General features: G+C 39.9%; 23 protein-coding genes. 10 read left to right on the top strand and 13 right to left on the bottom strand.

What is annotated here, in order from left to right; translation table 11 throughout:
* Positions 1 to 29: 29 nt before the first annotated feature.
* From tatA to PL_RS17330, 10 genes are all read right to left on the bottom strand, one after another.
* A complete protein-coding gene (gene tatA, locus PL_RS17375; protein WP_041878111.1) occupies positions 30 to 230 on the bottom strand; it encodes a twin-arginine translocase TatA/TatE family subunit in 201 nt (66 codons plus the stop codon).
* A gap of 10 nt (positions 231 to 240) precedes the next feature.
* Complete coding sequence (locus PL_RS17370) at positions 241 to 612, bottom strand: Sec-independent protein translocase subunit TatA/TatB (protein WP_082035798.1); 372 nt, start codon at positions 610 to 612, stop codon at positions 241 to 243.
* Between the two features lie 145 nt (positions 613 to 757).
* On the bottom strand, positions 758 to 2,011 hold the full coding sequence (locus PL_RS17365; protein ID WP_041878109.1) for a murein hydrolase activator EnvC family protein: 1,254 nt from the start codon (positions 2,009 to 2,011) through the stop codon (positions 758 to 760).
* A 21-nt stretch (positions 2,012 to 2,032) separates the two neighbouring features.
* Positions 2,033 to 2,824 (bottom strand): DUF4292 domain-containing protein, encoded by a 792-nt coding sequence (locus PL_RS17360; protein WP_041878107.1) that lies wholly within the window; start codon positions 2,822 to 2,824, stop codon positions 2,033 to 2,035.
* Positions 2,799 to 4,247 (bottom strand): tetratricopeptide repeat protein, encoded by a 1,449-nt coding sequence (locus tag PL_RS17355; RefSeq protein WP_041878106.1) that lies wholly within the window; start codon positions 4,245 to 4,247, stop codon positions 2,799 to 2,801. Before PL_RS17355 ends, PL_RS17360 begins: the two co-directional genes overlap by 26 nt.
* Positions 4,248 to 4,255: 8 nt before the next feature.
* Positions 4,256 to 4,687 carry a dUTP diphosphatase gene (gene dut / locus PL_RS17350; protein ID WP_041878104.1) on the bottom strand — a complete coding sequence of 144 codons (432 nt, stop codon included), beginning with the start codon at positions 4,685 to 4,687 and terminating at the stop codon, positions 4,256 to 4,258.
* Between the two features lie 50 nt (positions 4,688 to 4,737).
* A complete protein-coding gene (locus PL_RS17345) occupies positions 4,738 to 6,243 on the bottom strand; it encodes a lipopolysaccharide biosynthesis protein (RefSeq protein WP_082035795.1) in 1,506 nt (501 codons plus the stop codon).
* A gap of 30 nt (positions 6,244 to 6,273) precedes the next feature.
* Positions 6,274 to 6,546, bottom strand: coding sequence for an acylphosphatase (locus PL_RS17340; RefSeq protein WP_041878102.1), 273 nt, complete (start codon positions 6,544 to 6,546; stop codon positions 6,274 to 6,276).
* Positions 6,547 to 6,596: 50 nt separating this feature from the next.
* Positions 6,597 to 7,544, bottom strand: coding sequence for an NAD(P)H-dependent flavin oxidoreductase (locus tag PL_RS17335; protein WP_041878100.1), 948 nt, complete (start codon positions 7,542 to 7,544; stop codon positions 6,597 to 6,599).
* A gap of 6 nt (positions 7,545 to 7,550) precedes the next feature.
* Positions 7,551 to 8,726 carry an amidohydrolase family protein gene (locus PL_RS17330; RefSeq protein ID WP_041878099.1) on the bottom strand — a complete coding sequence of 392 codons (1,176 nt, stop codon included), beginning with the start codon at positions 8,724 to 8,726 and terminating at the stop codon, positions 7,551 to 7,553.
* Between the two features lie 460 nt (positions 8,727 to 9,186).
* On the opposite strand from PL_RS17330, the gene rluF reads away from it, so the two are divergent.
* From rluF to PL_RS17315, 3 genes are all read left to right on the top strand, one after another.
* Complete coding sequence (gene rluF, locus PL_RS17325; protein ID WP_041878097.1) at positions 9,187 to 10,230, top strand: 23S rRNA pseudouridine(2604) synthase RluF; 1,044 nt, start codon at positions 9,187 to 9,189, stop codon at positions 10,228 to 10,230.
* Between the two features lie 178 nt (positions 10,231 to 10,408).
* Positions 10,409 to 11,458: a 23S rRNA (adenine(2503)-C(2))-methyltransferase RlmN gene (rlmN, locus tag PL_RS17320; RefSeq protein WP_041878096.1), complete on the top strand. Its 1,050-nt coding sequence runs from the start codon at positions 10,409 to 10,411 to the stop codon at positions 11,456 to 11,458.
* A 37-nt stretch (positions 11,459 to 11,495) separates the two neighbouring features.
* Positions 11,496 to 12,197, top strand: coding sequence for a ComF family protein (locus tag PL_RS17315; RefSeq protein WP_041878095.1), 702 nt, complete (start codon positions 11,496 to 11,498; stop codon positions 12,195 to 12,197).
* A 309-nt stretch (positions 12,198 to 12,506) separates the two neighbouring features.
* Here PL_RS17315 and PL_RS17310 read toward each other — a convergent pair whose 3' ends face one another.
* Positions 12,507 to 15,281: a PAS domain S-box protein gene (locus PL_RS17310; RefSeq protein ID WP_052496031.1), complete on the bottom strand. Its 2,775-nt coding sequence runs from the start codon at positions 15,279 to 15,281 to the stop codon at positions 12,507 to 12,509.
* 20 nt (positions 15,282 to 15,301) lie between these two features.
* A complete protein-coding gene (gene glyA, locus PL_RS17305) occupies positions 15,302 to 16,573 on the bottom strand; it encodes a serine hydroxymethyltransferase (protein WP_041878094.1) in 1,272 nt (423 codons plus the stop codon).
* A 213-nt stretch (positions 16,574 to 16,786) separates the two neighbouring features.
* On the opposite strand from glyA, the gene dxs reads away from it, so the two are divergent.
* The gene (gene dxs / locus PL_RS17300; protein ID WP_041878092.1) at positions 16,787 to 18,715 is read left to right on the top strand and encodes a 1-deoxy-D-xylulose-5-phosphate synthase; all 1,929 of its coding nucleotides are present in this window, start codon (positions 16,787 to 16,789) and stop codon (positions 18,713 to 18,715) included.
* Positions 18,716 to 18,825: 110 nt separating this feature from the next.
* Here the strand turns inward: dxs and glmS are convergent, their stop codons facing one another.
* Positions 18,826 to 20,664, bottom strand: a complete 1,839-nt coding sequence (gene glmS, locus PL_RS17295; RefSeq protein WP_041878090.1) for a glutamine--fructose-6-phosphate transaminase (isomerizing) — start codon at positions 20,662 to 20,664, stop codon at positions 18,826 to 18,828.
* A 350-nt stretch (positions 20,665 to 21,014) separates the two neighbouring features.
* Here glmS and PL_RS17290 point away from each other — a divergent pair, with 350 nt between their 5' ends.
* From PL_RS17290 to PL_RS17265, 6 genes are all read left to right on the top strand, one after another.
* On the top strand, positions 21,015 to 21,326 hold the full coding sequence (locus PL_RS17290) for a hypothetical protein (RefSeq protein ID WP_041878088.1): 312 nt from the start codon (positions 21,015 to 21,017) through the stop codon (positions 21,324 to 21,326).
* A 399-nt stretch (positions 21,327 to 21,725) separates the two neighbouring features.
* Positions 21,726 to 22,427: a PRC-barrel domain-containing protein gene (locus PL_RS17285; protein ID WP_348619989.1), complete on the top strand. Its 702-nt coding sequence runs from the start codon at positions 21,726 to 21,728 to the stop codon at positions 22,425 to 22,427.
* 241 nt (positions 22,428 to 22,668) lie between these two features.
* A complete protein-coding gene (locus tag PL_RS17280; protein ID WP_082035793.1) occupies positions 22,669 to 23,472 on the top strand; it encodes a sensor histidine kinase in 804 nt (267 codons plus the stop codon).
* A gap of 86 nt (positions 23,473 to 23,558) precedes the next feature.
* The gene (locus PL_RS17275) at positions 23,559 to 24,089 is read left to right on the top strand and encodes a hypothetical protein (RefSeq protein WP_041878084.1); all 531 of its coding nucleotides are present in this window, start codon (positions 23,559 to 23,561) and stop codon (positions 24,087 to 24,089) included.
* 8 nt (positions 24,090 to 24,097) lie between these two features.
* Positions 24,098 to 24,910 carry a hypothetical protein gene (locus PL_RS17270; protein ID WP_348619987.1) on the top strand — a complete coding sequence of 271 codons (813 nt, stop codon included), beginning with the start codon at positions 24,098 to 24,100 and terminating at the stop codon, positions 24,908 to 24,910.
* Positions 24,879 to 26,276 (top strand): hypothetical protein, encoded by a 1,398-nt coding sequence (locus PL_RS17265; RefSeq protein ID WP_041878080.1) that lies wholly within the window; start codon positions 24,879 to 24,881, stop codon positions 26,274 to 26,276. Before PL_RS17270 ends, PL_RS17265 begins: the two co-directional genes overlap by 32 nt.
* Positions 26,277 to 26,280 lie beyond the last annotated feature (4 nt).

Here is a 26,280-nt window from a genome sequence, read left to right as displayed (position 1 = left end):
GGATTAAATCTGTTTAAATTCTGATAAACCTATTGTGGTTTATGTGTGTTGTTAGTATCAACAGGATCATTATCTGCTCCGTCTTTACCATCTTTAAATTCTTTAACGCCTTTACCCAGTCCACGCATTAATTCAGGAATTTTTTTACCGCCAAAAAGCAGCAAAACAACTACTAGAATAATAATGATCTCTGGGGTACCCAGTGCTGCTAATATTGTTGTGTTTAACATGGTTATTGAGTTAAATTTTGTTTTTTTCTATTTCCGATGGGGTTTCTGCAGCTGGAGTTTCCGCAGGTACTGTTACCGGTGCAGAAGGATCAACATGAGCAGAGTTGTTTGCATCATGAGCTTCTGTGCCTGTTTTTGGAGTTGAAGGATAAGCTGCGTCAGTAGCTTTGATTTCATCCTCAATATCCATTGCATTTATATTCCGGTGAATCTCTCTTTTCACTCCTTCCGAAGCGTCTTTAAAATCTCTTATTCCTTTTCCCAGTCCTCTTGCCAGTTCAGGTAATTTTTTACCTCCGAATAACAGCAATACAACTGCAAGGATAAGCATGATCTCACTGCCGCCCATATTTAAAAATTCTAATACTATTCCAGTATACATATCCATTCAATTATTATGGTAACAAATATAAACATTTTTCAGGCGCACCTCTTGTATTTTATGTCAGTTCTAATGGCTTTCTAATGTCATTAAACTGATACATTGGTCATTCTGCTGAAAATGTTCCGTTAATGTCCGTTCTTAATTATTTTGCAATCCAGGATTCAGGATTCAGTTTTGACTGTCCTCTCATAATCTCAAAATGCAATACAGCCCCATCAGACGTAGTGGCAACCGTACCGATACTCTGGCGGGTTTCTACTTTTTCACCCTTTGATACACCGGATGACTTTAAGCCCTGATAAATTGTAAAATAATCACCATGACGTATCGCCACCACATAAATACCCTGTATAACTCTGACAAACAATACCTCACCACCAAATACTGCACGTACATTTGCGCCGTCACTGGTCATGATATTCACCCCGTCATTACTATAGCTCGCCTGACCTTCAGTATGTCTTCCAAACCCTTCTGTAATAGATCCTGTTGCAACCGGCCACGGCAAACGTCCTCTGTTATTTTCAAATCCCGCCGATAATCTCGCTGCCTCAGGAGTTGAAGTCAGATAATTACTATTGGTTTTTGCTTTCTCAACAGGAGCTGGTTTACTTTCTGCCCTGGCCTTTGCAGCCGCAATTCTGGCCTCTTCTTCTGCTTTCTTTCTCGCTAAAGCAATCTCACGGTTAATCGCATTTCTAATCTCCCGGTCAATAGCGGACTGTTGTTTTTTTCTTTTGGCAATATCACGTCCAAACTCTTTTTCCTGTTTACTGAATTTATTCAGGACAGAAGCCTGTTCACTTTTGTTTTTTGCCAGTTTACTCTGCTCAGTCTCCTGCTCATGCAGTAAACTGCTTTTTGCTTTTAAACTCTTATCCAGTACAACAATTTTATAATTCAGATTCTTTTCCGTTCCCTGTATATAATCAGCCTGTTTTTTACGGTACTGGCCAAATTGCTGTAAATATTTTATTCTTTTATAAGCCTGATTAAAATCACGCGCAGCGAAAATAAACATCATCTTATCGTATGAATTTTTATTGCGCTGTGCAAACCTGATCATTCCGGCATACTCTTTTTTAAGCTGTGCCAGCTGTCCCTGCAATGAATGTACGGTGTTTTTATTCTCATGGATCTCGTTATCCAGGTTTTTAATTTCTGAATTGATCACCGTGATTTTATTCTGCATCAAACTGATCTTTGCACTCAACGCACGTATCTCACTCAAAGTAAGCTTTTTACCTTGAGACGCTTTATTCAGATTTTTCTGCAAAAGTTCAATTTCACGCTGGATAGCTTCCTTTTTTCTCTTTAACTGAGAACTGCTTTGGGCAAAGCCCGTTGACGCAAACGTAATAAACAGGAGAAACAAAAGTAATTTGTGTAGCTTCATTGCATCAAAAGTATAAAAAAATTAGTTTATTATCTCAAACCTCTTAGGAAGAGTAAACGGAAAATCAAGTTGAACATTGCGCTCTATTTTAGAGAAGTCAAAAGCCAGGTTGGTTATCTTAACACCCGAAACAGCATTGATTCTCACCACCGAAGGAAATAATGCATCAGTCACCTGCTGATAATCTGAATAGGCAACTTTCAGTGATTTTCCAGCTTTCACCTCATTCATACTCAGCTCTGAAGTCTTTAGCAGTGTATTGAACAGAACCTGATAGGCCAGTTCTCCCTGAGCACCTTTGATTTTAAATACACCAGTATCCGAATCAAGCGCATCCGGATCATTGGTAAATTCAGCAACGGTATTCCCCGAAAGGATAGATTGCAGCGTCTTAAAAGTAACCTGTTTGCTGGTAAAATTGTTCAGGTAACTGAATGGTTTTTTCACGCCTACTGACTGTAAATTGTTACGTAAAAGTACACTGTCCGGGGTGATCAATGCCCTGGCTACTTCAATTCCGGCAATAGCAGTCACACTTGCCCAGATTTTCTGATCTTTCTGAATCCGGATAGTCATGCTCACATTATTGACATTACCATTCATCTCCAGACTTACTTTTCCTTTAAGTGACAAAGTATTAAATGGAATGTCTTTCCCTTTCAGCAGCAAGAGATTTTCTGCCATGTGATTATTTACTACAGGCAGAGGGCGAACATCAGGTGCCTTAACCAGATTTTTCTTTGCTTTGCAGGCCATAACCGTGCTTAACAGCAAAAGAACCAGCAGATTATTTCTTAAAGTACTTTTTCTCATCTATTTTTCTTTTTAACAGGAGAGAGTCATTCCCGGCATCCCGGGATTTCTTCCATTGAATTAAGGCATCGTCGGGTGCTCCGGTATGAAATAAAATATCTCCGTAATGCTCAAGATACACACTATTTTCAGCTTCATTATTCTTCAGCGCCTTTTCTATCCATGTTCTGGCCAGCTCATACTGTCCCATCCTCAGCAAAATCAGGGCATAAGTGTCAGCTATAGAAGCATCCTGTGGTAAAGCCCTGGCTGCAACAGTAATCAAAGATACCGCTTTATCCAGATTCTCATTTCTTAACGCCAGGTAATAGGCATAATTGTTCATAATCAGATAATTTTGCGGGTCCAGCTTGACTGCCTTTTCAAAAGCAGCATCAGCAGCTGCGGCTTTTCCCTGATCAATGAGAATTTCAGCCTGCAAAGCCAGGATCAGGGCCTGTAATTCTTTATTCTCACCATCCAGTGCCATAGCAGACCGGATATGCTCCATTGCCGCCTGATTCTGATTTTCCCTGTGCAGGGCGAAGGCCATATAATAATATAAAATGGCCTGATTGGGATAGACAGACAGTGCATCTTCGCCAATAGCGATCATTTGTTTATACTGCCCCATCAGGATGGATATATTAAGCACTTTCTCCCATACGCCATAAAGCTGATCAGTTAATCTGAGTGCTTTTTTATAGTGATGGAGTGCTGCCGGCAGATTCCCTGTTTCATAGAGTACATCTCCATAAAGTGCCAGAAAAAGCGGATCATCCTGATGTGTGCCTGCAATACTTTCCAGCACAACGGATGCCGCCTGAAATTTCTTTTGTGAAAGATACAGCGTAGCTGTTGCCATAGCCTCAGTGCCATTTACTGCCGGAGCAGCCTCTTTCGGACCATCTGTAATTCTGCGGCGGGCTCTGTCCAGAGATTCTGATGGGCCATATTTTTTTTCCAGCAACGCATAAGCAGCCAGCGCCTCTTCTTTTCTGCCAGATATAGCAATGGCATTAGCTCTGTCAAACTGATAACTCTGCTGTCCCGGAACCAGACGGATCAGCTGGTCAAAAACAGGAATCAGGCGATCCATACTGCCGGTACTTTTATAAAGTTCGGCCAGTAGTTTCCAGTACCAGGAATTATTCTGATCAATCCTGACTGCATTTTTTATCGCCGTTTCTGCTTCAGGCATTTTATTCTGTCTGAAGTTTAACAAGGCTATTTCATACCACGCAGCTGCATTATCTGCATCAATCGCGGTTATTTTACTAAAACTATCATTGCTCTTTGCATAATTCTCTTTGAGTTTATCACTCAGACCTGCAAAGAAAAGTTGTTTAATGCGTACACTGTCTCTGGCAGAAACCGGTGTCCGCTGAGCGGCTGATTGCAGCGCCAGCAGAAGTATACTACATAAAACAACTATCCTGTTCATTTGATCTTCTATTTACCGGTATGTCCGTAACCACCTTCACCACGTGCAGTATCACTTAATTCTTCTGCACTTTCCCAGGTAATGGTCTCATGTTTTGAAATCACCATCTGTGCGATACGGTCACCATTATTGACTACAAAATCAGTATCTGAGAGATTGATCAGCAATACCTTGATCTCTCCGCGATAATCAGCATCAATTGTTCCCGGAGAATTTACAATACTGATTCCATGTTTATAGGCCAGACCACTGCGCGGACGGATTTGTGCTTCATAGCCTACCGGAAGTTCAATATGTAAACCAGTTGGTACTAATACACGCTGCATCGGCTTAATCACCAGCTCTTCGGTTACAAAAGCTCTCATATCCATGCCTGCTGCATGTGCAGTTTCATATTGAGGCAATGCCAGTCCTGATTTGTTGATAATGTTAATCTTCATCTTGTTATATTTATTTGTTATTAAACCTGCCCTGTTCCGGCAGGCTCTTGTTATTTTCCTTTGGAAAGAAGCACTTTAAGTTCATCTTTTTCTATATAAGCTATCCCTGCAAAGAACAGCAGCAGCAATCCGTTTCCGATAAAGATATTTCTGTTAAAAACCCAGAAAGACAGAATCACCAGGATTACCGAAGTAATTAAATAACCCGAGATCCGCTTTAACTGATATGGAATCGGATAATATTTCTGCCCCAGTATATAAGACATCACCATCATCACAAAATAAGCCAGCATAGAAACCCATGCAGACCCCATATAACTATATCTCGGGATCAGTATAAAATTAAAAACAATAGTAATCACCGCACCAATTACAGACAGATACAATCCGAAACGGGTCTGATCTGACAGTCTGTACCAGATGGAGAGGTTCATATAAATTCCCAGACAGACATACCCGAATAAAAGGTAGGGCACTGCCGGCAACCCTGACCAGTACTGGGCAGTATGTGCTTTATCTCCCTTGATGAAATACTTCAGGATCTCAATATTGGCTACTAAAGCAACAAACAATAAGGAAAGTGCAATTACAAAATAATGCAGAATTGTAGCATAGGTTTTTCTTGCATTCTCCTGTTTGGCGTGACTAAAAAAGAACGGCTCCGCTCCCAGTCTGAAAGCAGTAATAAAAATACTTAAGAAAATTGCAATCTTACAGACTGCCCCATAGATTCCGACATCAATATCAGCCACTGCCTTTGGTAACAATTTACTCAGTACAATTTTATCCAGATTTTCGTTGATAATAAAAGACAGATTGGCTACCAGTATAGGCCAGCTGTAAGAAATCATCTTTAAAAATAACTCTTTATCAAATTTAAACCTGATCTGCATAAATTCAGGCAGTAACAACAAAAAGGTCAGTATACTTGCAACCAGATTAGAGATAAAAACATAACCTACCCACTGATAATGATACCAGCTTTCAAACCAGGCCGACAGGGGCAGATGATGTTTGATGATTGCCGGAATAACATAAATAAAAACAAGATTCAGCCCAACAAAACTACCAATGTTCAGGAACTTGATCACGCTGTATCTGAATGCCTTATTATCTGCACGGATTTTAGCAAAAGGAATGACACAGATGGCATCCACAAATAAAATTCCCACAAAATATCTCACATACTTCTGATAGTCCAGTACCTGGGCCTGCTCCCCGTTATTAATCCAGGCAGCAATTGAATCAGCAAAAACAGATCCTGTAATCAGAAACAGCCCTGCAATAAAGGCTATACAGATAAAGGAGTTATTGTATACTGCGTCTTTTTTATCTTCATGTTTATTCAGATACCTGAAATAAGTACTTTCCATTCCAAAGGCCAGTACCGCATTAATCAGTGAGGCATAGCTGAAAAGTTTGGTCAAAATACCAAAGGTGCCGGGCAGATATGCCCTGACATAAATAGGAGTTAATATAAAATTGAGTAGTCTGGATAATATGGTACTGACACCATATACTGCAGTCTGACCTAAAAACTTTTTTAAAACTGACACTTGATATGGTTAAACGGATAATAAAGCGACTTATTTCTTAATGATTTCAAAATTACGATAGTTTTTCAGTTCTCCGGGTGTGATCTCTACCTTTTCTATCTTAGCCCGGTCCGGCCCTTCATTACACCATTCTTCAAAAATATCCAGCAGGGTATCGTCGCCTTCAGCTTCAATATATAAACTGCCGTCTTTTTCATTTTTGATGATTCCGCGAACCCCCATCTGATCGGCTACTACTTTTGTGGTATATCTGAACCCCACTCCCTGCACTTTTCCTGTTATTCTTATAATTATCTGCTTCATTTCTCTGTTTTATTTTTAATTCCGGCTGCTACGGCCAGCCGGGAGCCGGTTTAATAATTGAACTGACTGATCCTGTCTTTTTCGGTCAGAAATCCCTGCCATATTTCATTTAAGATAGCAGCCGCAGGCTTAATTTCTTTCAGCAATGCAGAAACCTGACCAATCTCCAGTTCCCCTTCTTCCAGATTTCCTTCAAACATACCTGATTTTGCTCTGGCACGCCCTAACAAAACTTTTAATGTTTCTGCATCTGCACCTTCAGCTTCGGCCGCAGCGACAGCAGATTCAAAAGAGTTCTTTAATAACCGTACCGGAACAAGTTTCTGCATTCTCAGTTTAGTATCTCCTTCTGCCGCTCCGATAATCCTTTGTTTGAAGGAAGGATGTGCTGATGACTCTTCGGCCACTGCAAAAGCAGAACCTATCTGAACCCCATCAGCCCCCAGGGCCATTGCAGCTAACATGCTGCGTCCTGAGGCAATACCTCCAGCTGCAATCACAGGAATTTTCACCGTATCTGCAATCATCGGAATCAGACACATCGTTGTCGTTTCTTCTCTTCCGTTATGTCCTCCGGCTTCAAATCCTTCGGCCACTATGGCATCAACTCCGCTGGCCTCTGCTTTCAACGCAAATTTAGTATTGGCCACCACATGTACCACGGTTATATTTTCGGCTTTCAGAAAGCTTGTCCATGCTGCCGGATTACCTGCAGATGTAAATACAATTTTCACACCTTCTGCAACCAGTATCTGCATAATCTCTTCAACATTCGGATAAAGCAGCGGCACATTTACTGCAAATGGTTTGTCTGTTGCTTTTTTGATTTTTTGAATATGCTCACGTAACACTTCAGGATACATAGAACCTGCCCCTATAATCCCTAAGCCACCAGCAGCTGATACCGCAGCTGCAAGTTTCCAGCCGCTGCACCAGATCATACCCGCCTGAATAATCGGATATTGAATATTAAATAAAGAAGTGATACGATTTGACATATATATTTATATTATTCTCTGAATACGCGTATTGTTGGTGATCAACCCATCTTCCAGCTGTTCAATCAAATTCACCCCCGGCCTCTTTCCTATTTCAAAACTGCCCAGCTCTGATTCCATCCCCAGGAACAACGCTCCGTTTTGTGTAGCCCAGCACAATAACTCCTCAAAAGGAATCTGCTGATATTCCTGCAGTGTCTTCATCTCGGCCAGGATACTTAACTGATGATTGCTTGCTAAACTGTCTGTTCCCAGAGTAATCATCACTCCGGCTGCCTGCAGCAAAGCGACATCGGGCAATCTGTTTTCAATATACAAATTCGCATTGGGACATAAACACCAGTAAAGATGCGGATGCTGTGCACCGGCAAATGCTATATCCTCATTGGTGGTAAAAGTATTGTGCACCAGTAATGTTTTTGCAGCAGCCGATAAAAGCGGCAGATAACATTGCAGAGAGGTTTTCCCTTTTGCCTGGAAGAAACTGATGTCTAAACCCAGGAATTCGTAGAGTTTCAGAAAATGCCCTTTTTTATATTCAAAAAACAAATTTTCATCAGCTGTTTCCTGATTATGGATAGAGACTGAGTCAGCTGCAGCTCCTGACTCCTGCGCAATCTCTTTAAACAGTTCTTCAGAAACTGAATAAGGAGCATGAGGAACAACCGTCGCTCTTAAAGGCTGAAAAGCAGCTCTGGTTTCTACTGCTTTCTGAATAATTTCCTTTGCACGTGCCGGATTAAAACCCATCACCTCAACAAAGGTATGATAGTAAATTTTACTGCTGAGTTTTACCGTTCTGGAATATATCTGGTTGGAAATATCGCCGGTGGCAACAATCCCATTGTTATACATTGCTGTATCTGCAAGCTGCATGGCCTGTTCAATTTCAAGCTCAGAAGCCTGTCTTTGCTGCATCACCTGCTGTACAAAACCCGGTAAACCGGTATGTTCAGGTATTTTTCCGACAAGATGTGATAATTCCAGATGACAATGTGTATTGACCAGTCCGGGTACCAGTACGCCATCGTAATACCTGATGTCTTTTATATTTAGCGTTTCTCCTTCCTGCGCAGTCAGCACAGCTGTAATGATACCGTCATCGCTGACCGCAATTATTCCATTTTTTAAAGGTGCGCTGCTGACCGGATAAATCCATGTTGCCGACAAATAAGAACTCATATTTACAAATTACGGTTATTCTGCCCAAAGCATAAAAGAATATACCGAGAATTTGGCTTTCGCCTGAAATCTGCCGGAGAGACCTGACCAGAAAAGGGCCTGATCAGGTGTTCTAAGGGCATTGAGAAGACATTAAAAGGGGGTTGGAAGGACCAGGGTCATTGCAAGGTCCTTCCAACGTCCTTCCAACCCCCTGTCAATGTCCTTTCAACACGGTTTTTAACCGCATTAAAAACACTGTTTACTGCGCCAACCGGGGTTTTCTGTTTTGCTCTCGCTGAGGCTGATTATTGCCGGTTCCCTGTCAAAAAAAAGAATGCTGATTTTTAAGGTTTATTCCTCCGGTGAGAGAATAAAAGGGGGGAAATCATCCACGTTTTTTAAAGAATAGCACGATAAACAATAATTTTGATAGTATATATGGGTATAAATTGATTACTTTGTAAAAAGAAATACTATTATGTCCGATTCTACCACCCGATTAAATAAATACATTAGTGAAAGCGGCATGTGCTCGCGCAGAGCAGCAGACAGATACATTGAACAGGGAAATGTGTTTATTAATGGCAAAAAAGCCAAAGTTGGCGACCAGGTTTATTTCGGTGACCTGATTACGGTAAACGGACAGACAATTGAGCCTAAACAGGTAGAAAACTCTATTTTACTTGCCTTCAATAAACCTGTAGGTGTTACCAGTACTACCGAAGCCGGTGTAAAAAGTAATATTGTTGATTATGTAAACCACAGTGAAAGAGTTTTTCCTATCGGAAGACTAGATAAAGATTCTCAGGGGCTGATCTTCATGACCAACAATGGTGATCTGGTTAACAAAATTCTTCGTGCGGGTAATAACCACGAAAAAGAGTACCTGGTAACGGTAAATAAACCACTTACAGACCAGTTTATTACCGGAATGGCCAAAGGTGTCCCTGTTTTAGGGGTAATGACCAAAAAATGTAAAGTAACCAAAGAGAGTCCTTTTATATTCAAAATCACCTTGATTCAGGGTTTGAACAGACAAATCAGAAGAATGTGTGAGCATTTCGGTTTTGAAGTGACCAAACTGGAACGTACCCGTATTATGAATATCAACCTTAAAGGTTTACCTGTAGGGGAATGGAGAGAATTAACTCCTGAAGAACAGGATGAAATCAATAAACTGGTTGCCAAATCAAGTTCTGCTCAGCATACGGCTCCAAAAAGAGTGGCTAAAAAAACAAAAGAGGCTCCGGAAGAAGCTAATGTCACTCCTAAAAAAGCCTTCAGAGCGAGACCATCGGGACCGTCTAAAGGAAAAACTCCGGGAGCAGCTTCGGCAAGAGGCGAAAGAACTGAAAAACCGGCAAGGGGATCTAAAGCAAAACCTGCTTCAGGCTCTTCTTTCAAGGCTCCTTCAGCTTCCAATGACTGGTTCAAAGGCAGCGGACCGAGCAGAAGATCGGTCAGACCAGCGAATGGAAAACCTGGTGCAGCAGGAGCAAAAACCAAAAGTCCGAAACGTTAGTTGAACTAAAATCAAACACATCAGGGTTATTCGTTCTGAATACCCATTCGATATCATTTGTATGACCTTAGCCGAATAACAGCGGCAAAAGGTCATACAAATTTCATAACTTACTAAAAACAAGTAAGTTCCAATGAAAAATTGGGTGGCTTATTATTTTTAGGTAACTTTGCATCAAATGCTAGTAATAACTAAAACTGATATCCGTTCTCTGAGTCTGATCCAGCTTCAGCAGCACTTTACTGAAATGAAAGAACCCGCTTACCGCGCCAAACAGGTTTACCAGTGGCTTTGGGAAAAATCTGCACGTTCTTTTGAGGAAATGAGTAACCTGTCTAAAGATCTGAGAAAGAAACTGGATGAGAATTATACCATCAATGCTGTTGAGGTAAATAATTCGCAGTTTAGTAATGATCATACTATCAAAAACACTTTTCGTTTGTACGATGGAAACATCGTTGAAGGGGTATTAATCCCGATGGAAGAACGAATGACAGCCTGCGTAAGCTCTCAGGTTGGTTGTAGTTTGACCTGTAAATTCTGTGCAACGGGTTATATGGATAGAAAACGTAATCTTAATGCGGATGAAATCTATGATCAGGTTGTATTAATTGATCAGCAGGCGAAAAAGAACTACAATGCTCCCCTGACCAATATCGTTTATATGGGTATGGGAGAACCACTGCTGAATTATGCCAATGTATTAAAATCCATAGAGCGGATTACTGCTCCTGATGGTTTAAATATGTCGTATAAAAGAATCACCGTTTCGACTGCAGGTATTGCTAAAATGATCCGGAAACTGGGTGATGACGGGGTAAAGTTCAATCTGGCGCTTTCACTTCATGCTGCTGATGACAAAAAAAGAAATGAAATTATGCCTATCAATGAACAGAACACCTTAAAAGTTCTGGCTGAGGCTTTAAAATACTATTTTGCCAAGACAAAAAATCCTGTTACCTACGAATATATCGTCTTCAATAATTTTAATGATGAAATTCAGGATGCAATGGATCTGGCCAAATTCTGTAAGCATGTACCCTGCAAAGTTAACCTGATTGAATATAATCCAATTCAGTTTGCAGATTTCATTAATGCTGAAGGAGATAAAATCGATGCTTTCTCTAATTATCTGAAAAGTCAGGGTATCAATACAAATATCAGACGCAGTCGTGGTAAAGATATTGATGCAGCCTGCGGTCAGCTTGCTGTAAAAGATCAGGCATAATTTAACTGATTCTGCTTAATCGGGATTACATTACCATATGTTCCTGATTAAACGTATTACTGCCGACTTTTTCCATTTACTGTTCCCGGACTATTGTAATGCCTGTGGAACAGCCTTATTTTATGGTGAAAAAACCATCTGCACTGGCTGTCTGTATGACCTCCCCTATACCGATTTTCATCTTTATCCTGAAAATCCTGCTGCCAGACTGTTCTGGGGGCGAATTCATTGTCATGAGGTCATCGCCCTGCTTTATTTTAAAAAAGGAGGAACAAAAGTTCAGCAGCTGATTCATCAGTTAAAATACAAAGGACAGAAAGATGCCGGATACTTACTGGGCTGCATGCTTGGTGAAAAACTCCTGAAAACCGGATCAGAAATGAAAGCGGACCTGATTATTCCGGTACCGCTTCACTGGAGCAAAGCATACAGCAGGGGCTATAATCAAAGTAAATGCATTGCAGATGGGGTAGCTAAAGTTTTACAGCTGCCGGTAAACACCAGGTTGCTCATCCGGCAGAAAAATACAGCTACACAAACTAAAAAAAGCAGATATAATCGTTTTGAGAATATGCAGACTGCATTTAAAATTCTTCAGCCCGGGCTTTTGAAAAACAAACATGTACTGCTGATTGATGATGTCATCACTACAGGTGCCACATTGGAGGCTTGCGGAAAGATATTGCTGGACAATGGGTTAAGCAGGCTATCTATTGCGGCAATAGCTTTTACAGCTTAAAATTATTTACAATAAAAATTATGCTGATGAATAACATTTTGATTTTATGCTCGTTTATATATTCGAGAGCGTTAATTTAGATGGTAAGGGTCGATATTTTCTTTATAGAAATATCGGCCCTTTATCTTTTAAGGCTTCCATAATTATCTTTTTTCGTCTGATTCAGACCCTTTTATAAAAAAAATCATTTGAGTTCAAACAAATCAGCTCCTAAACTGGTTTATTATCTGAGAGCGTTAATTTAGGGGTCGGAATTTCTGTAATAGATTTCCGGCTCTTTGTTTTTAAGGTTATCAGTAAGGGACTTGTCTACTCTTTTTTTCTGGACAGAAATCCAAAAAGCAGATGTTTGATTTCTTCGGGATTAAACGGTTTTAAAACATGTCCGTTCATACCGCATTCTTTAAACTTATAATGATCATTTTTAAGTGTAGAAGCAGTCAGTGCAATAATAGGAACGTTTTTATAATATGACCCGCTAATATCTCTGATAATACCGGTAGTCTCAAAACCATCTATTCCTGGCATCTTAATGTCCATAAAGATCAGGTCATAACTTTCGGTCATAATCTTCTCTATAGCTTCATATCCATTAATTGCTGATTCAATTTCCAGCCCCCACTTACTTAAAATGCGTTTGGCTATCAGGATATTAATTTCATTATCATCCACCACCAAAATTTTCCTGCCAATAAAAACACTCATTTCTGTACTGTTTCCGGGAGGTGCTGATAATTCTGCTGTTTTACTGAAGGCAATTTCAAATGAAAAAGTTGTTCCCTCACCTTCTGTACTGTCTACAATAATATCTGAATTAAACATCTGAAGCAGCTTCTTGGTAATAGCCAGCCCCAAACCTGTTCCTCCGTATTTCCTGGAGATATCAGTTTTTGCCTGGGTAAAGGTTTCAAAGATATAATTCTGTTTGTCTTTGGGAATTCCAATTCCATTATCGGCTATCTCAAACCGGATCACTGATTTTTCATCGCTCTCTCCTGCCAGACTCAGTTTAAGCTGTATCTGACCATTCTCTGTAAATTTGATCGCATTGCCCAGAAAATTCATCAGGACCTGGTACAAACGGTTTTTATCGCCCGAAACCAGTGCAGGTATCAGCGGATCAAAAACCAGATTTAACTGATTTCCTTTTTTTCTGACATTTACCTGCAAGGAATTCACTATATCATTGGCCAGTGTTTTCAAGTTAAAAGGGAAAACTTCCAGCTCCATTTTACCAGTCTCCATTTTTGTAAAATCCAGAATATCATTAATGATATGCAACAGATTTTCACCAGAGAACTTCAGAATATTCAGATCATCGATCTGTGATATTTTAGGGTCATTATCCAACAGTAAATGTGTCATACCTATTACGGCATTCAAAGGAGTCCGGATTTCGTGACTCATGACCGAAAGGAACATTTCTTTAGCTTCACTGAGCTTTAATGCCTGTTCTTTGGCCTCAATCATTTCTTTCTCTACCTGCTTGCGCTGTGTAATATCTGATATCAGATCTATCTGCCGTTCAACTTTTCCCTTATTATTGATAATAGGTGTATTGGAAACAGATAACCAGATCGGTGATCCGTCCTTTTTCTCTGCATGTACCTCTATGGTGTAAGACTGATTATTCCTGCTCTTATTTCTCGACGTGGCAATCAGCTCCTGATCATAAAAATTCGGAGAGAGAATGTTACCTAAATGATGTCCGTAAAGTTCTTCTTTTTTATATCCGGTTAATTTTTCAAGGGATTGGTTTACCCAGGTTGTAATGCCTTCATTATCCTGGATATTAACACCGGTATTGGTTTTACTGGCTACCATAGACAAGACCTGAAGCTCTTCTTCTGCCCGTTTTTTATCCGTAATATCAATAATAATTTCAACTTCGATGTCTACATTACCTCTGTCATCGAGCACGACTGTATTATAAACTGACAGCCAGATTTCCTTCTTATCTTTCCGGTAAGCAAGCATATCAATCGTAAAAGACTGACGTTGTTTAGTCAGTTTTCTTACTTCTGCAATTAATTCCAGATCAGTATTGGGCCCGATAATCAAATCTCCAAGACGCTTTCCCCTGACATCTTCCAGGCTAAAGCCGGTTATCTTCTCAAAGGCTGCATTGACCCAGGTTACATGGTTATCTGCGTCATTGATCACTACAGCATTATTGACTTTACTGGCCACAAAAGACAACCGCATCAAATCACTCTCAATCTTTTTATTATCGGTGATGTCTCTGCCATAGGTATACCAGCGGCGATTCTTGGACACCAGCGACCAGCTGATCCAGCGAATGATCTGATCCCGGCCAACTACACGGAAATCAATATGAAGTTCTTTATAATTGCTTTTCAGCCCCGATTCGATACTTTTGATAACCCGGGGAACATCTTCAGGATAACATACATCTAAAAGCCCCAGTTCCATTGCTTCGGCTACAGTATAGCCCAGCAAACGGGTCACAGCTTCATTAACAAACAAAACCTTTCCTCTGAAATCAAGAATACAATGAATTTCCGGTGAGACACCGGTAATATCCAGCAGCTCCTGACAACGCGTAACGCTCGAGCGGATCTGTTCATCTTTCTTTTTCAGAACCAGATGCACTACAACTTCTTCAGCTATACTCTTTAGAATATCTTTCTGATTATCATTCAGTTGACGGGGAACCTGATCAAACAGGCAGAGCGTACCAAGGGCATATCCATTATCATCAATCAGCGGTGCTCCGGCATAATATCTGACATTGGGTGTACCTGTGACTACGGGGTAATCAGCAAAACGGCTGTCCTGTAAAGTGTCGGGAATTTCGAATACACTATTTCCTCTGATCGTATATTCACAAAAGGATTGTTCACGGGGGAACTCTTTTACTTCGGTTCCGACAGCAGATTTAACCCATTGCCTCTCTTTATCCAGAAGAGAAATCAAGGCAATGGGCATATTAAATATTTGTGTTGCCAGTCTGGCAAGGTTATCAAAGCTTTTCTCTACGGGAGTATCGAGGATGTGATATGTGTACAAAGCACATAATCTTTCCTTTTCACTAGGTGATAATACTCCTGTATTTATTGGCATAATTGATTAACCCGTATTTGTTACTTGTATAATGGAAAACCTGCAACCAATTCAGTCACTTGTCTTCTCACTTCACTCAAATGGGCATCATCTTCCGGATTAGTTAAAACCTGATCTATTAAATCAACAATTTTCTCCATTTCCTGCTCTTTAAATCCTCTGCTTGTGATTGCAGCAGTTCCTACACGTATACCTGAAGTTACAAAAGGAGATTTATCGTCAAACGGCACCATATTCTTGTTCACGGTAATATCTGCTTTTTCAAGCGCATTTTCTGCAACTTTTCCAGTTATATTTTTATTACGCAGATCGATCAGCATTAAGTGATTATCTGTACCTCCGGAGATGATACCGTAACCTCTGTTCACAAATGCTTTTGCCATTGCCTGAGCATTAGCCTGTACCTGCTTGATATAAACAAGATATTCGTCACTTAAAGCTTCGCCAAATGCAATTGCTTTAGCTGCAATAATATGCTCTAATGGTCCACCCTGAGTTCCAGGGAAAACAGCCATATCTAAAACGGATGACATCATTCTGGTTTCCCCTTTAGGAGTTTTCAAACCAAATGGATTTTCAAAATCTTTACCCATCATGATCAGTCCGCCACGAGGACCACGCAGTGTTTTATGGGTCGTTGTGGTTACAATATGACAGTGCGGAAGCGGGTTAGCCAGCAAGCCTCTTGCAATCAGTCCTGCAGGATGTGATATATCAGCAAGAACCAATGCACCAATTTTATCAGCTACGCTACGGATAAATGCATAATCCCATTCTCTTGAATAAGCAGATGCACCGCAGATAATCAGTTTTGGACGTTCAGCCAAAGCCACTTCTTCCAGTTTTGCATAGTCAATCAGCCCGTCTTCTTTTTTTACTCCGTAGAAAAGTGGTTGATACAATTTACCTGAAAAATTAACAGGAGAACCGTGTGTTAAGTGCCCGCCATGTGACAGGTCAAATCCCAGAATCTTATCGCCAGGTTGTATTACTGCCAGCATCACAGCTGCATTAGCCTGTGCACCAGAGTGCGGCTGAACATTTACCCATTCAGCACCAAATAGTTTTTTTGCACGTTCAATCGCAATGTTCTCAACCTCATCAACTACCTGACAACCGCCATAATAACGTTTGCCTGGTAAGCCTTCAGCATACTTGTTAGTTAATACTGAACCCGCAGCTTCCATTACCTGTTTGCTTACGAAATTCTCTGAAGCAATCAGCTCAAGGCCATTTTCCTGACGGTCTAATTCCCTGTCAATCAAATCAAAAATTAAAGTATCTCGTTCCATTTATCAAAGTATATTTTTGTAAAAATAATCATTTTCACCAGAAGCTGTTGAAATTTAGATGCTCAAATTGTTTATAGTTTATTTATGGGTTTAAATAGCTTAAATGCCCTATCCCTCAAACCAAAAACGTTCCTGTTATTTGAATGACTATTATTTTGTGTTTATCTTAACTAAAATCCCGTACTTTGTATATTGTTGTCTATTAAACCCTGCATGGAAAACTTCAAATCTCCATTACTACCAAACATAAATTATCCTGCTGACTTAAAGCAGTATAAAGAAGATGATCTGGAACAAATCAGCCAGGAATTACGTCAGTACATCATTGATACTGTTAGCGTAAACGGGGGCCATTTTTCTTCCAGTCTTGGTGTTGTAGAGCTTACTGTTGCTTTACATTACGTTCTGAATACTCCTTATGATAAATTAGTCTGGGACGTGGGCCATCAGGCTTACGGCCATAAAATTCTTACCGGCAGGAAATCTGTCTTTCATACCAACCGGTTACTTAATGGTATAAGCGGTTTTCCGAATATCAGTGAAAGTGAATACGATACCATGGGTGTTGGTCACTCTTCTACCTCAATTTCTGCAGCATTGGGTATGGCTGTAGCTTCACAGTTAAAAGGTGAAAAAGACCGTCAGCATGTAGCCGTAATTGGTGATGGTTCAATGACTGCCGGACTTGCTTTCGAAGGACTTAACCACGCTGGAATTGAAAATTCAAACCTGCTGGTTATTCTGAATGACAACTGCATGTCTATTGATCCGAATGTTGGTGCACTTAAAGAATATTTAACAAATATTACCACTTCTAAATCTTATAACCGGTTCAGGGATGATATTTCAAATGTACTGATCAAACTTTCTGAACTTGGTCCTAATGCACATAAATTCGTCAAAAAGATAGAGAAGAGCATCAAAGGGACTTTATTGAATCAAAGCAACCTTTTTGAATCGTTAAATTTCAGATATTTTGGCCCGGTTGATGGTCACGACGTGAAAAAATTAGCTGCTGTGCTGAAAGATCTTAAAGATATTCCCGGCCCCAAGCTATTACATTGTGTAACTGTTAAAGGAAAAGGCTTTGCATTAGCAGAGAAGGATCAGACCAAATGGCATGCGCCAGGTCTTTTTGATAAGATCACCGGTGAAATTAAAAAGTCTGTAACTGATAAACCGCAGCCACCAAAATACCAGGATGTTTTCGGACATACACTGGTTGAACTTGCTGAGGCTAATAAAAATATTGTAGGGATTACCCCTGCTATGCCTTCGGGATCATCGATGAACATCATGATGAAAGCAATGCCTGACCGCGCATTTGACGTGGGTATTGCTGAACAGCATGCGGTTACTTTCTCTGCCGGATTAGCAACGCAGGGCATGCTGCCTTTCTGTAATATTTATTCCAGTTTTATGCAGCGCGCTTATGATCAGGTGATCCATGATGTGGCTATACAAAACTTAAATGTTGTTTTTTGTCTGGATCGTGCAGGTTTTGCAGGTTCTGACGGCGCAACGCACCACGGTGCTTATGATCTGGCTTACATGCGCTGTATACCTAACATGACTGTTGCTGCCCCAATGAACGAAGAAGAGCTCAGAAACCTGATGTATACGGCACAGCTGGAAAACATGGGGCCTTTTTCTATTCGTTACCCCAGAGGAAATGGAGTGATGGTAGACTGGAAACGTCCTTTCAAAACTATTGAGGTTGGAAAGGGCAGAAAAATTTGTGATGGAGAGGAAGTCGCTATTCTGACTATCGGAAACGTGGGTAACTTCGCTGTTGAAGCTTGTAAAGACCTAAATACGGAAGGTATTCATCCGGCACATTATGATATGCGTTTTGTTAAACCTCTGGATGAGGCTTTGCTGCATGATGTTTTTAAACGCTATAAAAAAATAATCACTGTAGAAGATGGCTGTCTGCAAGGCGGGATGGGTTCAGCAGTTCTGGAATTTATGGCTGATCACCATTACCAGGCCAATGTAATCCGTCTGGGTATTCCGGATAAGGTTGTTGACCATGGGGAACAGAGTGAGTTATGGGCAATCTGTGGTTATGATAAGACCGGAATTATAGAAACGGTAAAAAAGATGGTGGTGGGCAGAACAACTGCTACTATCGCTTCTTAAAACACATTTCTCTTCAGAGAGAAATTGTTTTGATATCAATTACAGGAAAATAAAAGGCCCCCGGTTTAAATAAACCGGGGGCCTTTTGTATAGCAGAAAAACTCTTATTCTTATTCTACAGTTACGGATTTTGCCAGATTTCTTGGCTGATCCACATTACATCCTCTTAACAAAGCAATATGATAAGAAAGCAACTGTAATGGTATAGTAGCCAGTAATGGTAAGAAAGCCTCACTTGAATCAGGAATCTCTATACAATAGTCTGCCATTTTACGAACTTCAGTATCACCTTCAGTTACAATAGCCAGAACAATTCCTTTTCTTGCTTTTACTTCCTGAATATTACTGATTACCTTCTCGTAAGAAGAGTTTTTAGTAGCGATCACCACTACCGGCATTTCTTCGTCAATCAGTGCAATCGGGCCATGTTTCATTTCAGCTGCCGGATATCCTTCAGCATGGATATAAGATATCTCTTTTAATTTCAATGCACCTTCAAGAGCTACAGGAAAACCACTTCCTCTACCCAGGAACAGACAGTTTCTGGAATCTTTAAATTTATGGGCAATCTCTTTGATCAGCTCATTAGATGCTAAGGCTTTGGTGATTTTCTCAGGAATACAATCCAGTTCAGTTAACAACTCTACCAATTTGGCTTGTGTCAAAGTACCTTTCTGCTGTGCCATATAAAAAGCCATCAGTGTAAGTACAGTTACCTGAGCGGTGAATGCCTTTGTAGAAGCAACTCCAATTTCAGGACCGGCATGGGTATAAACACCTGCATGAGTAAGTCGTGGAATAGAAGCTCCGACAACATTACAAACTCCAAAAATAGTTGCCCCTTTTTCTTTGGCCATTTCTATCGCGGCCATAGTATCTGCTGTTTCTCCGGATTGAGAAATTGCAATAACCACATCCTTTTCGGTAATAATCGGATTTCTGTAACGGAACTCTGAAGCATACTCAACTTCAACCGGTATCCTTGCATACTCCTCTATTAAATACTCTCCAACCAATCCCGCATGCCATGAGGTTCCGCAGGCAACAATAATTATCCGGTCTATATTTTTAAGCTTATCAGCATATTCTTTGATTCCACCCAGCTGTACTCTTCCTTCGTTAGGATATATACGACCTCTCATACAATCTCTGATAGATCTGGACTGCTCAAAAATCTCCTTTAACATGAAGTGCTCATAACCACCTTTTTCAAGCATCTCAAGCTTAAGTTCCAGTTCCTGGATATAAGGGGTCTGTATGATATTATCCAGTCGCTTAATCAGTAACTCATCACGTTTCAGAAAAGCAATTTCATTATCATTCAGATAGATTACATTTTTTGTATACTCAATAATTGGTGTAGCATCCGAAGCAATAAAATATTCTCCTGTACCAACACCAATCACCATAGGACTACCTTTTCTGGCTGCTATAAGCTGATCAGGATGATCATTGTCCATAATTACAATAGCATAAGCACCACTAACCTGATGTAATGCCAGACGCACAGCTTCCAATAAGTCTGTATTCTCTTTTTTATAGATTTCTTCAACCAGATGAATCAGTACTTCTGTATCGGTATCACTGTTGAAGATATGGCCTCTTGAAAGCAGTTCTTCTTTCAGTGTAGCATAATTCTCTATAATTCCATTATGAATAATGGTTAATTTACCATCATTGGAAGTATGAGGATGTGAATTCCGATCAGATGGTTCACCATGGGTTGCCCAACGGGTATGTCCCATACCTATAGTCCCTGACTGATCTTTTCCTTCAGCAAAATTTTCAAGCTCCTGAACCTTTCCTGCTTTTTTGTATAAATGCAATCCATCAGGATTAATCAATGCAATTCCTGCACTGTCATACCCACGGTATTCTAATCTTTTTAAGCCCTTCAGCACAATTGGCCACGCTTCTCTATAACCTATATATCCTACTATTCCACACATATTATTCTAATATAAAGGTGTAAATCTAGTCAATAAATGAATTATTTATATTAAAATAAAATTTGGACTCTCCATTTGGGACAATTGTCTCAACACCACACATTGGATAATTTCCCGTTTAACAAAGGGTATACATGCATACTGATGTCATTAATTCGTTTTAGCTTAGAAAAATGAATCTGATTGATTCTACAGGCACCAGATTGTGGAGTTTCTCTACACTAAATTATGTACAGTAAAAAACTAAAATACTCATTATCAATTAATTAAATAGATAAAAATCATTGGCATCATTATCTAGTATGTGTTCATACGAATCGTCGTATAAAACATTTTTAAAATATAGAAATATGAAAAATTTAATTTTAGGTGCAGCCATATTAGCATTCGCAGGAGTTTCAACAGTTAAAGCAAACGATATTAAAAACCCTGTTGCTATCGTATCTCAACAAGACAGTACAACTAAAACTCCGGTTAAAATTGAGGAGTTACCTGATGCAGTAAAAGCGACTTTAACTTCAGATAAATATAAAGACTGGGCGCCAATTGCAGCATTCAAAATAACTGATGCTAAAAAAGCTGAATATTATCAGGTTGATGCTAAAAAAGGTGAAGAAACAGCTTCATTAAAAATTGGCAAAGATGGCGTTGTAATTCAATAACAACACCTCAATATAAAGAGAAAAAACCTGCCCTTTAAAAGGGGCGGGCTTTTTTATGTCTAATAGTCTGATTTCAATGCTGTCATTACCCATAACACCTTTGAGTTATCCACATTTTCATGTGAATAACTCAATAATTGAAACTTATCAACGCCTGCTATTTCTGGTCTTTATAGTTAACTCAGCAAAAACCACTAAAACAAACAACTGATAAACAAATAGTTAAAATTAAATTATTAAGACACGTCTCCGAATACAAAAAAAAAGTTATTGACAGTTATAAACATCACCCGGTTAAACCAAAATAAGATATCAGTTAACGAATGAGCTTACTGAGATAGATTGGAAAGAACAATGGCAGTTTTCAATTGTTTGTGTTAAACAGATAATAGGTTAATTATGGAACACAAAGAGAATGAACACGAGATAAAAAATCTAAGCGCATTAAGCAGCAGTGTTTTTGCGGTTAAAGATGGCCAGCCAGATATTATTAAATGGAAAGTTGTCAATTCAGCTCAGCAATTCATAGGTACAATCACTGATTTATTATTTGACAGGGAGCAACAAAAAGTACGCTACCTGGTACTCAACCTTAAAGGAAATGTATGGCATATTGAAGAACGCGAGGTTTTAATTCCTGTCGGTGTAGCAGAACTGAATAAAGATACTGAACAGGCAACACTGCCAAATATTACGGCACAACAGATTAGTGTACTGCCAGATTATAAAAAGGGAAATAGCATCGTATCGACTGATTCTGAAGTATACGGACATAAAGATTTTGACGAGGCGAGTGAAGACGCTAAAAAATCTCATGGAAGTTACACTGATCACATCCCCTATCAGATAATCACAAAGGTCTATCAGGAAGAAAATAAAGCAGAAACTGCTTACAGATTGCTGATCAGCAATGGTTTTACAGAAGGTGATATAAAAATCACCATTTACAACCCATTGAATGGCGTCACCGATCTTCTGGGTAATAAAAATACTGATTATACAGGAGATGGCTCCAGAGATGAATATATCTTAAGCCTCGCTGCAAACACAGCTGCAGAAGCAACACTTGCACATCTGTTATTAAACAACAATGATGCATAATCAAAATAAGCTGGGCAAATCTTTACCATGATTCGGTTTTTGAATAAAGTATTGCGTTACACATATAGCCATAATACTGATAAACAGACAACTACATTACATAAAAGAAAAAACGGTATACCAGGTCATAAGCGCTGATTATTCCTAATGGGAGTAAAATCAGACCGCTCAGCGCGCCTTTTTAATCAGAGTATGGCAAGATGTTTGTCTGATAGCTGACATCTCCAATGAATTTAAACTCATGTCAACTCAATTGAAGGACACTATGATTAAAAACTCAGACTTTAGTGCATTGGCGACTAATTTTCGCGATTATATCACCCGAAATAAAATAATCTACGAGAGAGATCAGCTGATAGAAGATCTGACTACCAGAAATCAGGATCTGAATCAGTTTGCCTATATTACTTCACATAATCTCCGTGCCCCTTTATCTAATCTGATCGGCCTCATTGATATTCTCAATTACGACCATCTGGATGAATATAATAAAACAATTGTAGACATGTTCAGGGATTCAGCTTCCAAGCTGAATGAGACTATTTATGACCTGACACAAATGCTAAGTATTAAAAGCAATAAAAAAGTAATCGTAGAAGACGTTAGTGTTTCCTGTATATTTAAAAAAGTCTGCAATTATTTCAATAAACAAATCCTCAAACTGGGAATTAATATGCACACTGATTTCCTGTGTGAGATGATTCCGTTTCCCAAAAGCTATCTGGAAAGTGTACTCATGAACCTGATGTCCAACTCCATAAAGTATAGTTCGGCCGGCAGACCACTGAGAATCGAAATTATTACCAGGAAAAATGAGGATGGAAATGTAGTGCTTATTTTTACTGATAATGGTATAGGAATCGACCTCACCAGATATAGTGATAAAATTTTCGAACTCAATCAGCGTTTTCACAGCCATGTTATCGGAAGTGGCGTCGGCTTGTTTATTACCAAAACCCAGGTCACTTCAATGGGGGGCAGAATCACTGTTGATAGTGAAGTGGACAAGGGCACTGCTTTCACGATTACGTTCAAATCAATATAATTTATGTGACATCAACATGTGTCATTATTTTAGCGATTTAGTATTCCTTTTAGCTATATTTTTGTAATTAACGTATTTCAAAGCTCATGAAAAAGATTCTACTCCTCATCGCCGCACTGCTGGCTGTCATCACTCTTTTCAACCTGAAAGCCAGTGCTCAGACTGTAACTGCAAATGTACCACTTAGCATCGTACTGGCAGACGCTTTCTCCATTACATTGGGGCCAACTCCTGACGTAGTTTTCAATTATTCAACTGCAGCTGATTATGCAGGAAGTAAAACGGTGGCTAAAGCCAATCATTTTACTGTTGTCAGTAACAAATCATATAGTGTAGCTGTAAAAGCTACTGCCGAATTCAATACGATTGTAGGTAATGCAACGCCGGTACCTTTAAGTGTTGTACAGGTCAGCATAGATCCAAGCACACCAACTACCGGTGCAACTTATGCTACTCCTGCACTGACCACAACTAATCAGGCACTGATTACTGCTGCCTCTCCAACTGTTGCTACAGCCTTTAATGTAAATTATTCTATTCCAACTGCTGCCGCCCTTATTGGCAAACAGAGCGGAACTTATGCGACAAATGTCGTCTATACAATTACACAACCATAATCATCTTGATGAGGTTATTAACTGCTCTATTCACCTTAGGCCTTGCTACTCTGCTGCTAAATACAGCTAGTGGACAAGGCTTTTCTATTTCTCCTTCCAGAATTTTTTTTAGTGGAAACCCAGGCGAAACTGTCAGTCAAACTGTAACATTTGGTAATACCTCGAAAACAACGCTTTCCTTTATAACCAGAATACAGGACTGGGACAGAGACTCAGTGGGTACCAAAATATATTACGACAGCAATACAAAACCCTTATCGAATGCTAAGTGGATAACGCTCTCTTCAAATGCTGTTTCTGTACAACCAGGAGAAAATAAACAGGTAATTGTGTCATTAACTATTCCGCCAGACGCAAAACAGCTAACGCACAGCATGCTTTTTTTTACACAGGTAAAAGAACAGGAAGCACAGCAGAAAAATGCAGCCAAAATTGGTCTTAATGTCTTAATGGAGGTTGGTGTGCAGGTTTATTATGTCCCAAGAGGCTTAAATGCCGGGGAACTGGAATTCCTTTCGTTCGACGATCGCGGAATATATGATAATGGTAAAAACAAAAGCCGCAGACTGGCGCTGAAAATACATAACAAAGGGAATCTGAATAAAGATGCCTTTATCCGTTTCGAATTAACCAATAAAGAAACAGGAGAAGAAATTAAAATCAAACCTGAAGTCATTGCTATGCTCCCCGATGCAACACAATGGGTTATTGTTGATTTACCAACTGATTTAAAGGGCAAATTCCTTGCCGTTGCTTTGCTTGATGCCGGATCTACTTATGATTTAAAAGTTGCTGAAAAAGAGATTATATATCGCCCTTAGTGTTGTTTTTTACTGTTTTATAGTTGGAAATGCCAATGCGCAGTTGACGATCGACCTACCTGAAGCAAATATTTCGGGACAAACCAGCTATCTGGTCAATTTAAATAGTGGTGCATCTCCTTTTTTAAGCTTGCTGTCTGCAATAAATGCTAAAGCAAGCGGAACAACTCTTACTCCTACGCCCGGTACACTGCCTGCTATTCCTTTAGCTCCAAACCTGATCAATATGAAGGTAACTTCAATTGGTGGTGTAAATCTCCTTTCTGGTACAAATCAGATTATACTTTCCAGTGTATCACAAAACATTTATTTTGTCGCCGTTGGCCTGCTAAGCGGCACCATGCTTGTAGATTATACCGTTTCTCCTGTGGGGGTTGCCTGGGCGGCCGGAAGTTATGCGACAACTTTAACTTTTACAGGTGGGATTAATCCGGCTACGCCAACGCTTACACTTAATGTACCAGCTTATATCACTTTAAACACACTGGCACCGGCAACAATACCACTTAACGTCACTTCATTTGCCACCTTCAGAAATGCCCTGGGTATAAGCAGCAATGTAAACAATGATTATTTTACCACAGTACCCACATTAGTAGATCTAAAAGCCAGCAGCAGTACATTTTCATTTTCTACTACCCAGCCATATAATCAGTTACCCGCGGCAAATAATGTTAACCTGATGAGCTCTGTACTTACCGGACCCTATGGCGGCGCCGCACTCAATCTTTCTGCCAGTGACCAGTTACTAACTGTTGCTGCTGGTATACCAGTGGTTGCCACAAATAAAAGCAGTCTGACTTCAACATTAAGTATTAGCGGGGCTAACCTTAAAAGTAATTTTGTACAGGCTGGCACCTATACTGTTCCTGTAGTCTATACGATTTCTAAAACGGCTTCTTCTTTCCCGGCTTCCCTGCCATCAAAAACCATGAACAGTTCTGTTCAGGTGAATGTCAGTAATATCATGGAAGTGGTGGTCCAGGATCCATCTGTAACGCTCACTGTAAACACAGTGACAAAGTATCAGCAGGGAGTTACCACTACCATGCCAAATCATGTTAAGGTAAGCAGTACTGTACCTTACAATGTAACAGTGAAAGCAAGCAGTTCTTTTTTAAATTCTTCGGGCGGAGTACAGATACCGGTTGGCGTGATTACTATTGAGGGAATGGCAGGTCAGACCGGGGTTACGCCTGTTGTTTTATCTGCAAGCCCGCAACTCATTATTTCTTCTGCCAATCCTGTTATAGACCGCTTACTTAATCTTCAATACAGGATTCCATCAACGCAAACTTCCAATTTATTGAATAAAGCTGCAGGGAGTTATGATACAACAATTACTTATTCTATTGTAGCGCCCTGAGGAA

This window comes from Pedobacter lusitanus, from assembly GCF_040026395.1.
Classification (GTDB): domain Bacteria; phylum Bacteroidota; class Bacteroidia; order Sphingobacteriales; family Sphingobacteriaceae; genus Pedobacter; species Pedobacter lusitanus.
The sequence above is the reverse complement of the archived record's forward strand: the minus strand, read 5'-3'. Positions and strand labels throughout refer to the sequence as shown.